This window comes from Hydrogenophaga sp. NH-16 (assembly GCF_004006415.1).
GTDB lineage: Bacteria > Pseudomonadota > Gammaproteobacteria > Burkholderiales > Burkholderiaceae_C > Hydrogenophaga > Hydrogenophaga pseudoflava.
In genome coordinates this window covers 1-14,390 of the sequence record NZ_CP029344.1, presented here as the reverse complement: position 1 = coordinate 14,390, position 14,390 = coordinate 1, and the positions used below count along the sequence as shown (strand labels likewise).

Below are 14,390 nucleotides of genomic sequence, written 5' to 3'. Positions count from 1 at the left end.
GGGTGAATCACATGGTGTGGGCGAGCCAGGGCTTGGTCGCCAGGCGCTCTTTCTCGAACGCCTCGATCTTGTCCTTGTGGCGCAGCGTCAGGCCGATGTCGTCCAGCCCGTTGATCAGGCAGTACTTGCGGAAGGCGTTGACCTCGAAGGGAATCTCCTCGCCCTGCGGCTTGACGATGACCTGGCGCTCCAGGTCGATGTTCAGCTGGTAGCCGGGGAAGGCGAAGACTTCGTTGAACAGCTGGTTCACCTGCGCCTCGCTCAGCACGATGGGCAGCAGGCCGTTCTTGAAGCAGTTGTTGAAGAAGATGTCGGCGTAGCTGGGCGCGATGATGGCGCGGAAGCCGTACTGGTCGATGGCCCAGGGCGCGTGTTCGCGGCTGGAGCCGCAGCCGAAGTTGCGGCGCGTGAGCAGCACCGAGGCGCCACGATAGCGCGGCTGGTTCAGCACGAAGTCCGGGTTGGGCTTGCGTGCGCTTTCGGGCACGCCGGGTTCGCCCGGCTGGTCCAGGTAGCGCCACTCGTCGAACAGGTTGGGGCCGAAGCCGGTCTTGCGGATCGACTTGAGGAACTGCTTGGGGATGATCGCGTCGGTGTCGACGTTCTCGCGGTCCATGGGGGCCACGAGGCCCTGGTGAATGGTGAATGTCTGCATGGTGTGGATGTTCAGTTGGTCGCGCCCTTGACGGCTTCGCCGGCTTTCTCCAGCCCGGAGCCGACCGCCTGGCCGGCGGACTTGCCGCCCTCGACGGCCTTGTCCTTGATCTCGATGGCCTTGTCGACCACCACGTCCTTGACCTCGATGGCTTTGTCCTTGACGACGTGGGCGTCCTGCTTGACGCCTTGCACGGTGTTGGTGCTGCAGGCGGCCAGGGACATCACGGTGGCGGTGGCGAGCAGGGTCTTGAACGAGGACATGGTGGGCTCCTTGGGAAAGTGCTCGGGAAAGACGTTCAGGCGATGGTGCGGATGTCGACGAAATGACCGTGGATCGCGGCGGCGGCGGCCATCGCAGGCGAGACCAGGTGGGTGCGGCCACCAGCGCCCTGGCGGCCTTCGAAGTTGCGGTTGCTGGTGCTGGCGCAGCGCTCTCCCGGCTCCAGCCGGTCGGCGTTCATGGCCAGGCACATCGAGCAGCCGGGCTCGCGCCATTCAAAGCCGGCGGCCTTGAAGATCTCGTGCAGGCCTTCGCGCTCGGCCTGTTCCTTCACCAGACCGGAGCCCGGCACGACCATGGCCAGCTTGATGTTCTTCGCGACCTTCTGGCCCAGCTTCTTGACGACCGCGGCGGCTTCGCGCATGTCTTCGATGCGGCTGTTGGTGCAGGAACCGATGAAGACCTTGTCGACGAAGATGTCGGCCAGCGGCTTGCCCGGTTCGAGCGCCATGTAGGTCAGCGCCCGCTCCATGGCGCCGCGCTTGCTGGCGTCCTTCTCCTTCTCGGGATCGGGCACGCGGGCGTCCACGCCCAGCACCATCTCGGGCGAGGTGCCCCAGGTGACCTGCGGCAGGATCTGCGTCGCATCGAGCTCGACCACGGCGTCAAACACCGCGTCGGCGTCCGAGTGCAGCGACTTCCAGTAGGCGACCGCCTGGTCCCACTCCACGCCGGTCGGGGCCAGCGGGCGACCCTTGACGTATTCGATGGTCTTCTCGTCCACGGCCACCAGACCGGCGCGCGCACCGCCTTCGATGGCCATGTTGCAGACCGTCATGCGGCCTTCCATGGACAGCGAGCGGATCGCGCTGCCGGCGAACTCGATGGTGTATCCCGTGCCGCCGGCGGTGCCGATCTTGCCGATGATGGCCAGCACGATGTCCTTGGCGGTCACGCCCTTGGCGAGCTTGCCCTCGACCTTGACCAGCATGTTCTTGGCCTTCTTGGCCAGCAGGGTCTGCGTGGCCATCACGTGCTCGACTTCCGAGGTGCCGATGCCGTGCGCCAGCGCGCCGAAGGCGCCATGGGTGGAGGTGTGCGAGTCGCCGCAGACCACGGTCATGCCGGGCAGGGTGGCGCCGTTCTCGGGGCCGATCACGTGCACGATGCCCTGGCGCTTGGACATGAAGGGGAAGAACGCCGCAGCGCCGAATTCCTTGATGTTGCTGTCCAGCGTGGTGATCTGTTCCTTGCTGATCGGATCGGTGATGCCGTCGTAGCCCAGTTCCCAGCCGGTGGTGGGCGTGTTGTGGTCGGCGGTGGCGACCACCGAGCTCACGCGCCAGACCTTGCGGCCGGCCTGGCGCAGGCCCTCGAACGCCTGCGGGCTGGTGACTTCGTGCACCAGGTGGCGGTCGATGTAGAGGACGGACGTGCCGTCTTCCTCCGTGTGGACGACGTGTTCGTCCCAGATCTTGTCGTAGAGCGTGCGTGCCATGGGGTGGGGTTCTCCTGTGGGGCTTGAAATTCTAGGTCGGGGTTGCGGACCCGGCGGGCGGTGTGGACAGGTGGTCCACCAGCAGCCGGGCACTGACGGGCAGGCTGGAAAAGTCGCGCGCCACCAGGTTGATGTGGCGCGTGGCCCAGTCGTCGGTGAGATCGACCGCCTGCAGGTCGCCGGCGCCCTGCATCAGTTCGAAGGCGCGGCGCGGCATCAGGCCGACGCCCAGTCCGTTGTGGATCATGCGGCACATGGCGTCCAGGCCCGAGACGCGTATGCGCAGGCGGATGTTGCGGCCGCTGGCGGTGGCGGCGGCGTGCATGGCGCGGTAGATGGAGCTGTTTGCGTGCAGGCCGACGTGGTCCCATTCGAGGCTGTCGGCGAAGGCCATGGCCGTGTGTCCGGCCAACGGATGGCGGGCCGGCACGATCAGCACCAGCCGGTCCTGCCGGTAGGGCAGGGTCTGCAGGCCCTGGATCGGGTCGTCGCCGCCGACGTGGCAGATGCCCAGGTCGGCCGCGCCTTCCTGCACCGCCCGCAGCACCTCGGTGGACAGGTGTTCTTCAAGGTCGATCTTGATCGCGTCGTGCGCGCGGATGAAACCGCCCAGGTCTTCGGGCAGGAACTGCACCGTGGCCGAGATGTTGGCGTGCACCCGCACATGGCCGCGCACGCCGTCGGCGTACTCCGAGAGCTCGCCCTGCATCTTGTCGAGGCTGAACAGCACCGAGCGGGCGTGGTGCAGCAGGCTCTGGCCAGCCGGGGTGGGCGTGACGCCGCGTGCGTGGCGCATGAGCAGCGGCGTGCCGACCGTGGTCTCCAGATCCGACAGCCGCTTGCTGACCGCCGACGGCGCCATGAACTCGGTCTCGGCCGCCTTGCCGATGCTGCCGCGCTCGCACACCGCCACGAACAGCTGCAGCGTGGTCAGGTCAAGTCGGCGGGTGAAGGCGCGGTCGGGGGCGTTCATGAGGAAGTCATCGTGTTTCAAGATGACTTCATGGATTCTCCTGCTTTTGAGGTGACTTTGGCATCGTCATTGGCGATGTTAGGCCCCGCAAAAACAAAACCCGCCAGAGGCGGGTTTTGTGGGGCAAGGCGGGATCAGCGCTTGAAACTGGCGGGGACGTCGCGGCGAGCAGCACCCGTGAACAACTGGCGCGGACGGCCGATCTTGTACTCGGGGTCGGCCAGCATTTCGTTGAGCTGGGCGATCCAGCCGACGGTGCGGGCCAGCGCGAAGATGCCGGTGAACAGGCTGACAGGAATGCCGATGGCGCGCTGCACGATGCCGGAGTAGAAGTCGACGTTCGGGTAGAGCTTGCGCTGCACGAAGTAGTCGTCTTCCAGGGCGATCTTTTCCAGTTCCTTGGCCAGCTTGAACAGCGGGTCGTTTTCCAGACCCAGCTCGGCCAGCACCTCGTTGCAGGTTTCCTGCATCAGCTTGGCGCGCGGGTCGTAGTTCTTGTACACGCGGTGACCGAAGCCCATCAGCTTGACGCCGCTGTTCTTGTCCTTCACCTGGTTCATGAACTCGCCGACCTTGGCCACGCCGCCGTTGCGCTGGATGTCTTCCAGCATGTTCAGGCAGGCTTCGTTGGCGCCACCGTGGGCGGGGCCCCAGAGGCAGGCCACACCGGCTGCGATGGCGGCGAACGGATTGGTGCCCGACGAGCCGCACAGGCGCACGGTGGAGGTGGAGGCGTTCTGCTCGTGGTCGGCGTGCAGGATGAAGATGCGGTCCAGCGCTTTTTCCAGCACCGGGTTGACCTTGTAGTCCTCGCAGGGCGTGCCGAACATCATGCGCAGGAAGTTGCCCGAGTAGCTCAGGTCGTTGCGCGGGTACATGTAGGGCTGGCCCACACCGTATTTGTAGGACATGGCCACCAGCGTGGGCATCTTGGCGATCAGGCGGATCGCGGCGATGCGGCGGTGCTCGGGGTTGTTGATGTCGGTGCTGTCGTGATAGAAGGCCGACAGGGCGCCTACCAGACCGGTCAGCACGGCCATGGGGTGGGCGTCGCGCCGGAAGCCACGCAGGAAGAACTGCATCTGCTCGTTGACCATCGTGTGGTTGGTCACGAGCTTGTGGAAGTCGCCTCGCTCCGTCTCATTGGGTAGTTCGCCATTGAGCAGCAGGAAGCAGGTGTCGAGGTAGTCGGCCTGGGTGGCCAGCTGCTCGATCGGGTAGCCGCGGTACAGCAGTTCGCCCTTGTCGCCGTCGATGTAGGTGATGGCCGACTGGCAGGACGCCGTGGACAGGAAGCCGGGGTCGTAGGTGAACATGCCGGTCTGTGCATACAGCTTGCGGATGTCGATCACGTCCGGACCGATGCTGCCGCCGTACACCGGCATCTCGACGCTGGGGCTGCCGTTGGAGAACGACAGGGTGGCTTTGTTGTCTACGAGTTTCATGCGGTTTCCTGGTAGAGGTTAATCGGGTCGTCGGGCAGCGCGCAGCATGCCCAGCACCTGAGTGACGTCGTCACTGGCCTGTAGGCCCTCGGGCTTCTTGCGGCCGAGCAACAGATCAAGCAGATCGTTGTCGGAAAGGTCCATTAGAACCCCCAGAGCTTCGGCCTGCCTGACAGTCAAGCCAGACTCATGTCTGGCAAAGAACTGCTCGATGAACAGGTCGTTCTCGAGCAGCCCACGGCGGCAGCGCCAGCGCAGCTTGCTCAATGCCGGGGCATCGAGCACGGCGTCACCGGGGCTGGCATTCATGGTCATAAAACGCGGGATCAGACGGCGCGGCGCACCATCAGTTCCTTGATCTTGCCAATGGCCTTGGTGGGGTTCAGGCTCTTGGGGCAGACGTCCACGCAGTTCATGATGGTGTGGCAGCGGAACAGACGGTACGGGTCTTCCAGGTTGTCCAGACGCTCGGCGGTGGCCTGGTCGCGGCTGTCGGCGATGAAGCGATAGGCCTGCAGCAGACCGGCGGGGCCGACGAACTTGTCGGGGTTCCACCAGAAGCTGGGGCAGCTCGTGGAGCAGCTGGCGCACAGGATGCACTCGTACAGGCCGTTGAGCTCTTCGCGCTCTTCGGGGCTCTGCAGGCGCTCGCGCTCGGGGGCGGGGGTCTCGTTGATCAGGTAGGGCTTGATGCTGTGGTACTGCTTGAAGAACAGCGTCATGTCCACGATCAGGTCGCGAACGACCGGCAGGCCGGGCAGCGGCTTGAGGACGATGTCGCCCTTGAGCGTGTTCAGGTTGGTCAGGCAGGCCAGGCCGTTCTTGCCGTTGATGTTCATGGCGTCCGAACCGCACACGCCTTCGCGGCAGGAGCGGCGGAACGACAGCGTGGGGTCCACGGCCTTGAGCTTGATCAGGGCGTCCAGCAGCATGCGCTCGGTGCCGTCCAGTTCGACCTGGATGGTCTGCATGTACGGCTTGGCGTCCTTGTCCGGGTCGTAGCGGTAGATCTTGAAAGTGCGTTGTGCCATTTTTCAGTGTCCTTGTGTTCGCTGATTCCGGTCAGAAGGTGCGGGGCTTCGGGGGCACCGTTTCGGCGGTCAGGGGCTTCATGCGCACCGGCTTGTAGTCCAGCTTGTTGCCGTCCTGGTACCAGAGGGTGTGCTTCATCCACTCGGCGTCGTTGCGGCCCAGCGGGCAGGTCGGGTGGTTGACGTCGTGTTCGTAGTCGCGCACCAGGTGGGCGCCGCGGCATTCCTTGCGGGCGGCCGCGCTGGTCATGGTGGCCTGGGCGGCCTCCATCAGGTTCTCGACTTCCAGCGCTTCGATGCGCGCGGTGTTGAACACCTTGGAGTTGTCCTTCAGGCCGATGGCGCCCACGCGCTCGCGCAGGGCGTTGATCTTCTGCACACCGGCGTCCATGGACTCCTGGCTGCGGAACACGCCCGCGTGCGTCTGCATGATGGCGCGCATGTCGTTGGCAACGTCCTGGGCGTACTCGCCGTTCTTGGCGCTGTCCAGGCGGGCCAGGCGGGCCAGGGTCTTGTCGGCGGCGTCCTTGGGCAGGTCCTTGTGCTCCTGCTTGGGGTTGACGTTGGCGATGATGTGGTTGCCGGCGGCCTTGCCGAAGACCAGCAGGTCCAGCAGCGAGTTGGTGCCCAGGCGGTTGGCGCCGTGCACCGACACGCAGGAGCATTCGCCCACCGCGTAGAGGCCGTTGACCGGACGGTCTTCACCGTTGAAGCGCTCGACCACCTGGCCGTGGATGTTGGTCGGGATGCCACCCATCTGGTAGTGGATGGTGGGCACGACCGGGATCGGCTCGCGCGTCACGTCGACGTTGGCGAAGTTCACGCCGATCTCATACACCGAGGGCAGGCGCTTGTGGATGGTGTCGGCACCCAGGTGGTCCAGCTTCATGTGGATGTAGTCCTTGTTGGGACCACAGCCACGGCCTTCCAGGATTTCCTGACCCATGCAGCGGGACACGAAGTCGCGCGGTGCCAGGTCCTTCAGCGTGGGCGCGTAGCGCTCCATGAAACGCTCGCCATTGCTGTTGAGCAGGATGGCGCCTTCGCCGCGGCAGCCTTCGGTCAGCAGCACGCCCGCGCCGGCCACGCCGGTGGGGTGGAACTGCCAGAACTCCATGTCCTGCAGTGCGATGCCGGCACGGGCGGCCATGCCCAGGCCGTCACCGGTGTTGATGAAGGCGTTGGTCGAGGACTGGAAGATGCGGCCGGCACCACCGGTGGCCAGCAGCACGGTCTTGGCTTCGAGCACGTAGGTGTCGCCGGTTTCCATTTCGAGGGCGGTCACGCCCACCACGTCGCCGCTGGCGTCGCGGATCAGGTCCAGCGCCATCCACTCCACGAAGAAGGTGGTCTTGGCCGACACGTTGGCCTGGTACAGCGTGTGCAGCATGGCGTGGCCGGTGCGGTCGGCCGCGGCGCAGGCGCGCTGCACTGGCTTTTCGCCGTAGTTGGCGGTGTGGCCGCCGAACGGACGCTGGTAGATCGTGCCGTCGGGGTTGCGGTCGAACGGCATGCCAAAGTGTTCGAGCTCATACACGACCTTGGGCGCTTCGCGGCACATGAACTCGATGGCGTCCTGGTCACCGAGCCAGTCGGAACCCTTGACGGTGTCGTAGAAGTGGTATTCCCAGCTGTCTTCGCTCATGTTGCCCAGCGAGGCGGACACGCCACCCTGCGCTGCAACGGTGTGCGAGCGGGTCGGGAAGACCTTCGAGAGCACGGCCACCTTGAGGCCGGCGCGGGCCAGTTGCAGCGAGGCACGCATGCCGGAGCCGCCGGCTCCGACGATGACCACGTCGAACTTGCGCTTGGAAAGGGATGCGGTGGTGGTCATGGATCAGAGTCTCCAGAGAACTTGAACAGCCCCGCCCAGGCAGGCCACGAGCCAGACGATGGTGAAGATGTGCAGGGCCAGACGGATGCCGGTGGGCTTGACGTAGTCCATCCAGATGTCGCGCATGCCGATCCAGATGTGATAGGCGATGGCGATGAAGGCCGCGAAGGTCAGTGCCTTCATCCACTGGGGGGCGAAGATGCCGGCCCAGCCCTCGTAGCCCAGAGGGCCGCTGGTGAGCAGCACCTTGGCCAGCACGATGAGGGTCAGCAGGGCGAAGAGCGCGCCGGTGATGCGTTGGGCGAGCCAGTCGCGCAGCCCGTAGTGGGCGCCAGTGACGACGCGTTTGGAACCGTAATTGACGGACATGTTGGTCTCCTTCTTTCGCGGGATCAGTACAGGCCGAACAGCTTGGCGCCGAGGATCAGCGTCAGTCCGATGGACAGGGCCAGCGTCACGATGGCGGAGGACTTGCCGAACTCCTTGGTCACCGAGTGCGTCATGTCCATGTACAGGTGGCGCAGGCCGGCAATCAGGTGGTGCAGGTAGGCCCAGATGATGGCCAGCACCACCAGCTTGAACAGCCAGCCGGGAACCAGTCCGATGCCGCCCGAGAAGGCTGCGCTGAAACGTTCGTAAGAGATCTCGGACGACACCGAGGTGTCGAACAGCCAGACGATCAGGGGCAGCAGGATGAACATCAGGCCACCGCTGGCGCGGTGCAGGATCGACACCCAGCCGGCCAGAGGCAGGCGGTAGGTGGTCAGATCCTTGAAGGCGTTGATGTTGCGGAACTCAGGCCGCTTCTTGGTCAACTCGGTCATGGTGGGGCTTTCTTCCGTGGGGTTCGGGGTTGGAAGGGAGCTTGTAACTCGGTGGTAACCCGAATTACAAACCTTGAAATTCTATTGCAACGCAGCATACCCAGGCCTGACATCTGGCCTTGGCATGTCGGGCTCCGGCGCGTTGGCGACTCAGTTCAGTTCGTTGTGATAGTGCCGGGTTTCCGTGCGGTAGAGGCCGCGCCGCAGTTCCATCGGCACGTCGTTGTAGGTGTAGGCCAGACGTTCCACGCTCAGCAGCGGGTGGCCCACTTCGACCCCCAGCAGTGCTGCGGCATCGGCATCGGCGGCCACGGCCTTGATCTTCTCGGTCGCGCGCACCATGCGCACGCCGAACTGTGCTTCGAACAGGGCGTACATGGGGCCCTTGTCGCTGGACAGGGTTTCGAGGCTCAGGCCCTTGAACGGCGCGCCGGGCAGCCAGATGTCTTCCAGGATGGCGGGCGTACCGGAGAACGAGAGCACGCGCCGGACCTGCACCAGCGAGTCGCCGCCCTTGAGGTCGAGTTGCCGGGCCACCTCGGCCGGCCCACGCAGGCGGCGGCATTCGATGATGCGGCGCTCGGCCGGACCCTGGGCTTCCGGCGCGCTCGCGTCGGGCAGCACGCGCAGGAAGCGGTACTGGATGTGCTGTTCGGCGTGGGTGGCGACGAAGGTGCCCTTGCCCTGGCGGCGCACCAGCAGGTTGTCGGTGGCCAGTTCGTCGATCGCCTTGCGCACCGTGCCCTGGCTCACGCGGAAGCGGGCGGCCAGATCGAACTCGCTGGGGATCATGTCGCCCGGTTTCCATTCGCCCGCCTGCAGGCTGCGCAGGATCAGCGACTTGATCTGCTGGTACAGGGGGCTGAAAGCCGGTGTTGGCGGAAGAGGCGCGGCCGGTCCGGTGCCCGCCGATTCGGCGGGCACACGCGAGTCCTCCGGGGACAGGTCGGGCTGCGAAGGGTGTGCGGAGGCCATGGTGTCGGTGGATGAACGGGCGAACGACCCAGCGTCGTGGCCCGCAGTTTGGTGTGCAATCATATCTTATATAAGACATAAGACAAATTGACGCCTACGGGTTTACGCGGGTACACTCGGGGGCTATCCAAGGGGTCACACCCCGCCGATTTTTCAACTTCCCAACGTCCCTTCTGGAGTTTTCACCATGAGCAAGAAGCCCGTCCGTGTTGCCGTCACCGGCGCCGCAGGTCAGATCGGTTACGCCCTGCTGTTCCGCATCGCCTCCGGCGAAATGCTGGGCAAGGACCAGCCCGTGATCCTGCAACTGCTGGAGATTCCGGACGAGAAGGCCCAGAACGCGCTCAAGGGCGTGATCATGGAACTGGAAGACTGCGCGTTCCCCCTGCTGGCCGGCATCGAAGCCCACAGCGACCCGATGACCGCCTTCAAGGACACCGACTACGCCCTGCTGGTCGGCGCCCGTCCCCGCGGCCCCGGCATGGAGCGCGCGGACCTGCTGGCCGCCAACGCCCAGATCTTCACCGCCCAGGGCAAGGCCCTGAACGCCGTGGCTTCGCGCAATGTGCGCGTGCTGGTGGTCGGCAACCCCGCCAACACCAACGCCTACATCGCCATGAAGTCGGCCCCCGACCTGCCGGCCAAGAACTTCACCGCCATGCTGCGCCTGGACCACAACCGTGCCGCCAGCCAGATCGCCGCCAAGATCGGCTGCGCCGTGGGCGACATCGAGAAGCTGGCTGTGTGGGGCAACCACTCGCCCACCATGTACGCCGACTACCGCTTCGCCACGGTGAACGGCAAGTCTGTCAAGGACACCATCAATGACCACGACTGGAACGCCAACGTGTTCCTGCCCACCGTGGGCAAGCGCGGCGCCGCCATCATCGCCGCCCGTGGCCTGTCGTCGGCCGCTTCAGCCGCCAACGCCGCCATCGACCACATGCGCGACTGGGCCCTGGGCACCAACGGCAAATGGGTCACCATGGGCATCCCGTCCAATGGCGAATACGGCATCCCCAAGGAAGTCATGTTCGGCTACCCCGTCACCTGCGAAGGTGGCGAGTACAAGATCGTCGAAGGCCTGCCCATCGACGCCTTCTCGCAAGAGTGCATCAACAAGACCCTGGCCGAGCTCGAAGGCGAGAAGGACGGCGTCAAGCACCTGCTCTGAGCTGGTAACCGCTTGGTAACTCCGTGAAACCTCACCCGCGCGACATCCTTGTTGGAGCCCAGGCCGGTGCATTTGCATTGCCGGTCTGCGATCACTACAGCGGTGTCGAAGCGCGGATGAGGAAGAGCCTGCAGCTGCAGGCCGAACTGAGTGCCGAGTTCGGCGCCTGCGTCTTCGATGTCACGCTCGACTGCGAAGACGGGGCGCCCGTCGGTGGTGAGGCCGAGCACGCGGCCCTGGTCACGGAACTGGCGTTGGGCGCCCCAGCAGCCGCCCGCGTCGCCGCCCGGGTCCACCCGGTGAACCATCCCCACTTCGAGGCCGATGTGGCCACGATTGCCGGTCAGGCCGGCGCGCGGCTGTGCCACCTCATGGTGCCCAAGGTGGAGTCGGTGGCCGACGTCGAACGCGCCGTGGCGGCCATGGACGCCGCTGGCGCCGCCGCCTTGCCGCTGCATGTGCTGGTCGAGTCGCCGGCCGCGGTGCACCGCGCCTTCGACATCGCGGCCCACCCGCGCGTCGCATCCCTGAGCTTCGGTCTGATGGACTTCGTCTCGGCCCACGGCGGGGCGATTCCCGCCTCGGCGATGACGCTGGCGGGGCAGTTCAGCCACCCGCACGTGCTGCGGGCCAAGATCGAGATGGCGGCGGCATGCCACGCGCACGGCAAGGTGCCTTCACACAACGTGGTGACCGAGTTCAAGGACCTGCCCGCGCTGCAGAACGCCGTGCGCAAGGCGGCCACCGAACTCGGCTACACCCGCATGTGGAGCATCCACCCGGACCAGATCCGCGCCATCGTCGCCGCGTTTTCACCCGCCGAGGCAGAAATCGAGACCGCGCTGGCCATCGTCGAACGCGCCGCGGCCGCTGATTGGGCGCCGGTGCAGTACGAAGGCCGGCTGCACGACCGCGCCAGCTACCGCTATTACTGGCAAGTGATCGAGCGCGCGCACCAGACCGGGCATGCCCTGCCCGAGACCGTGCGCGGCTGGTTTCTTGCATGACTTTCGAACACCAACCATCACCCACCCCACCGGAGAACGCCATGTCGACCTTCCTGACCGACTACCGCGCCCACGTCGCTGAACGCGCCGCCCTGGGCATTCCCCCGCTGCCGCTCGACGCCAAGCAGGTCGCCGCCCTGATCGAACTGATCAAGAACCCGCCCGCCGGTGAAGACGCCTTCCTGCTGGACCTGCTGACGCACCGCGTGCCGCCGGGCGTGGACGACGCCGCCAAGGTCAAGGCCTCGTTCCTGGCCGCCGTGGCCCATGGTGACGAAAAGGTCGCCCTGATATCCAAGGCCAAGGCCACCGAGCTGCTGGGCACCATGGTGGGTGGCTACAACGTGCACCCGCTGATCGAGCTGCTGGACGACGCCGAAGTGGCAGGCGTCGCCGCCGAAGGTCTGAAGAAGACCCTGCTGATGTTCGACTTCTTCAACGACGTCGCAGAGAAGGCCAAGGCCGGCAACGCCAAGGCCAAGGAAGTCATGCAGTCGTGGGCCGACGCCGAGTGGTTCACCACCCGCCCCGAAGTGCCCAAGAGCATCACCGTCACCGTGTTCAAGGTGCCCGGCGAGACCAACACCGACGACCTGTCGCCCGCCCCGGACGCCTGGAGCCGCCCGGACATCCCGATGCACTACCTGGCGATGCTGAAGAACACGCGCCCCGACGCGGCCTTCAAGCCCGAAGAAGACGGCAAGCGTGGCCCGATGCAGTTCATCGAGGATCTGAAGAAGAAGGGCAACCTCGTGGCCTACGTGGGCGACGTGGTCGGTACCGGTTCTTCGCGCAAGTCGGCCACCAACAGCGTGATCTGGGCCACGGGCCAGGACATCCCCTTCGTGCCGAACAAGCGCTTCGGCGGCGTCACGCTGGGAGGCAAGATCGCCCCGATCTTCTTCAACACGCAGGAAGACTCCGGCGCGCTGCCGATCGAAGTGGACGTCTCCAAGCTGGAGATGGGCGACGTCATCGAAGTCATGCCCTACGACGGCAAGATCGTCAAGAACGGCGAGACCGTCACCGAGTTCAAGCTGCGCAGCGACGTGCTGTTCGACGAAGTGCGCGCCGGCGGCCGCATCAACCTGATCATCGGCCGCTCGCTGACCGCCAAGGCGCGCGAGTTCCTGGGCCTGCCCGCCTCGACCCAGTTCCGCCTGCCGCAGGCGCCCGCCGAGAGCAAGGCCGGCTTCACCCTGGCACAGAAGATGGTCGGTCGCGCCGTCGGCCTGCCGGAAGGCCAGGGCGTGCGCCCCGGCACCTACTGCGAGCCCAAGATGACGACCGTCGGTTCGCAGGACACCACTGGCCCGATGACCCGCGACGAGCTGAAGGACCTGGCCTGCCTGGGCTTCTCGGCCGACCTCGTGATGCAGTCCTTCTGCCACACCGCTGCGTACCCGAAGCCGGTGGACGTGAAGACCCACCGCGAACTGCCGGCCTTCATCAGCAGCCGCGGCGGCGTGTCCCTGCGCCCGGGCGACGGCGTGATCCACAGCTGGCTCAACCGCCTGCTGCTGCCCGACACCGTGGGCACCGGCGGTGACTCGCACACCCGCTTCCCGATCGGCATTTCCTTCCCGGCCGGTTCCGGTCTGGTGGCCTTCGGCGCCGCCACCGGTGTGATGCCGCTGGACATGCCCGAGTCGGTGCTGGTGCGCTTCAAGGGCCAGATGCAGCCCGGCGTCACCCTGCGTGACCTGGTGCATGCGATTCCGCTGTACGCGATCAAGGCCGGCTTGCTGACCGTGGCCAAGGCCGGCAAGAAGAATATCTTCTCGGGCCGCATCCTGGAAATCGAAGGTCTGCCCAACCTGAAGGTGGAACAGGCCTTCGAGTTGTCCGACGCCTCGGCCGAGCGCTCGGCCGCCGGCTGCACCATCAAGCTCAACAAGGAGCCGGTGCAGGAGTACCTGAAGTCGAACATCGTTCTGATGAAGAACATGATCGCCGACGGTTACCAGGACGCGAAGACCCTGGCGCGCCGCATCGAGAAGGTCGAGGCCTGGCTGGCCAAGCCCGAGCTGCTCGAAGCCGACAAGGACGCCGAATACGCCGCCGTGATCGAGATCGACCTGGCCGAGATCACCGAGCCCATCGTCTGCTGCCCGAACGACCCGGACGACGCCAAGTTCCTGTCCGAAGTCGCCGGCACCAAGATCGACGAGGCCTTCATCGGTTCGTGCATGACCAACATTGGCCACTTCCGCGCGGCCGCCACCGTGCTGGGCGGCGCGCGCGACATCCCGGTCAAGCTGTGGGTGGCGCCGCCGACCAAGATGGATGCGGCCGAACTGACCAAGGAAGGCCACTACGCCAACTTCGGCGCCGCCGGTGCCCGCACCGAAATGCCCGGCTGCTCGCTGTGCATGGGCAACCAGGCCCAGGTGCGCGAAGGCGCGACGGTGATCTCCACCTCGACCCGCAACTTCCCGAACCGCCTGGGCAAGAACACCAACGTGTTCCTGGGCTCGGCCGAGCTGGCCGCCGTGGCGTCCAAGCTGGGCAAGCTGCCGACCAAGGAAGAGTACCTGGCCGCCACCGGCGTGATCACCGCCAAGGCCGACCAGATCTACAAGTACATGAACTTCGACCAGATCGAGGAGTACGTGGAGACCGCGAAGACGGTGGCCTGAACGGCATCCCTTCGATGAATGAAAAACGGCCCTTCGCAGTCCGTGTCAAAACGGATGAGCGGGGGCACACAAGAGACGCCTTGGTGCAACCCAAGGCGTTTTTTGCTTCAGAA

General features: G+C 65.5%; 14 protein-coding genes. 3 read left to right on the top strand and 11 right to left on the bottom strand.

Annotation, left to right across the window (positions count from 1 at the left end):
* Positions 1–7: 7 nt before the first annotated feature.
* The 11 genes from leuD to DD542_RS00020 form a co-directional block, all read right to left on the bottom strand.
* Positions 8–655: a 3-isopropylmalate dehydratase small subunit gene (leuD, locus tag DD542_RS00070; RefSeq protein ID WP_127802903.1), complete on the bottom strand. Its 648-nt coding sequence runs from the start codon at positions 653–655 to the stop codon at positions 8–10.
* Between the two features lie 11 nt (positions 656–666).
* Positions 667–918, bottom strand: coding sequence for a hypothetical protein (locus tag DD542_RS00065; RefSeq protein WP_127802901.1), 252 nt, complete (start codon positions 916–918; stop codon positions 667–669).
* A gap of 35 nt (positions 919–953) precedes the next feature.
* Positions 954–2,375, bottom strand: coding sequence for a 3-isopropylmalate dehydratase large subunit (gene leuC, locus DD542_RS00060; protein WP_127802899.1), 1,422 nt, complete (start codon positions 2,373–2,375; stop codon positions 954–956).
* 31 nt (positions 2,376–2,406) lie between these two features.
* Positions 2,407–3,348: a LysR family transcriptional regulator gene (locus DD542_RS00055; RefSeq protein ID WP_127802897.1), complete on the bottom strand. Its 942-nt coding sequence runs from the start codon at positions 3,346–3,348 to the stop codon at positions 2,407–2,409.
* 134 nt (positions 3,349–3,482) lie between these two features.
* Complete coding sequence (locus DD542_RS00050; RefSeq protein ID WP_066149747.1) at positions 3,483–4,793, bottom strand: citrate synthase; 1,311 nt, start codon at positions 4,791–4,793, stop codon at positions 3,483–3,485.
* 18 nt (positions 4,794–4,811) lie between these two features.
* Positions 4,812–5,102 (bottom strand): succinate dehydrogenase assembly factor 2, encoded by a 291-nt coding sequence (locus DD542_RS00045; RefSeq protein ID WP_066150869.1) that lies wholly within the window; start codon positions 5,100–5,102, stop codon positions 4,812–4,814.
* Positions 5,103–5,119: 17 nt separating this feature from the next.
* Complete coding sequence (locus DD542_RS00040) at positions 5,120–5,824, bottom strand: succinate dehydrogenase iron-sulfur subunit (RefSeq protein ID WP_066149750.1); 705 nt, start codon at positions 5,822–5,824, stop codon at positions 5,120–5,122.
* A 31-nt stretch (positions 5,825–5,855) separates the two neighbouring features.
* Positions 5,856–7,658, bottom strand: a complete 1,803-nt coding sequence (gene sdhA / locus DD542_RS00035) for a succinate dehydrogenase flavoprotein subunit (RefSeq protein ID WP_066149753.1) — start codon at positions 7,656–7,658, stop codon at positions 5,856–5,858.
* 3 nt (positions 7,659–7,661) lie between these two features.
* Positions 7,662–8,027, bottom strand: a complete 366-nt coding sequence (sdhD, locus tag DD542_RS00030; RefSeq protein ID WP_127802894.1) for a succinate dehydrogenase, hydrophobic membrane anchor protein — start codon at positions 8,025–8,027, stop codon at positions 7,662–7,664.
* A gap of 23 nt (positions 8,028–8,050) precedes the next feature.
* A complete protein-coding gene (gene sdhC / locus DD542_RS00025) occupies positions 8,051–8,482 on the bottom strand; it encodes a succinate dehydrogenase, cytochrome b556 subunit (protein ID WP_066149759.1) in 432 nt (143 codons plus the stop codon).
* A gap of 150 nt (positions 8,483–8,632) precedes the next feature.
* Complete coding sequence (locus DD542_RS00020; protein ID WP_079367124.1) at positions 8,633–9,457, bottom strand: GntR family transcriptional regulator; 825 nt, start codon at positions 9,455–9,457, stop codon at positions 8,633–8,635.
* Positions 9,458–9,644: 187 nt separating this feature from the next.
* Between DD542_RS00020 and DD542_RS00015 the strand changes: the two genes are divergently transcribed.
* The 3 genes from DD542_RS00015 to acnB are packed head-to-tail and all read left to right on the top strand — an operon-like array spanning position 9,645 to position 14,277.
* On the top strand, positions 9,645–10,631 hold the full coding sequence (locus tag DD542_RS00015; RefSeq protein ID WP_066149765.1) for a malate dehydrogenase: 987 nt from the start codon (positions 9,645–9,647) through the stop codon (positions 10,629–10,631).
* Positions 10,632–10,654: 23 nt separating this feature from the next.
* Positions 10,655–11,638 carry an aldolase/citrate lyase family protein gene (locus tag DD542_RS00010; protein WP_241559641.1) on the top strand — a complete coding sequence of 328 codons (984 nt, stop codon included), beginning with the start codon at positions 10,655–10,657 and terminating at the stop codon, positions 11,636–11,638.
* 41 nt (positions 11,639–11,679) lie between these two features.
* Complete coding sequence (gene acnB / locus DD542_RS00005; protein WP_127802890.1) at positions 11,680–14,277, top strand: bifunctional aconitate hydratase 2/2-methylisocitrate dehydratase; 2,598 nt, start codon at positions 11,680–11,682, stop codon at positions 14,275–14,277.
* Positions 14,278–14,390: the final 113 nt, after the last annotated feature.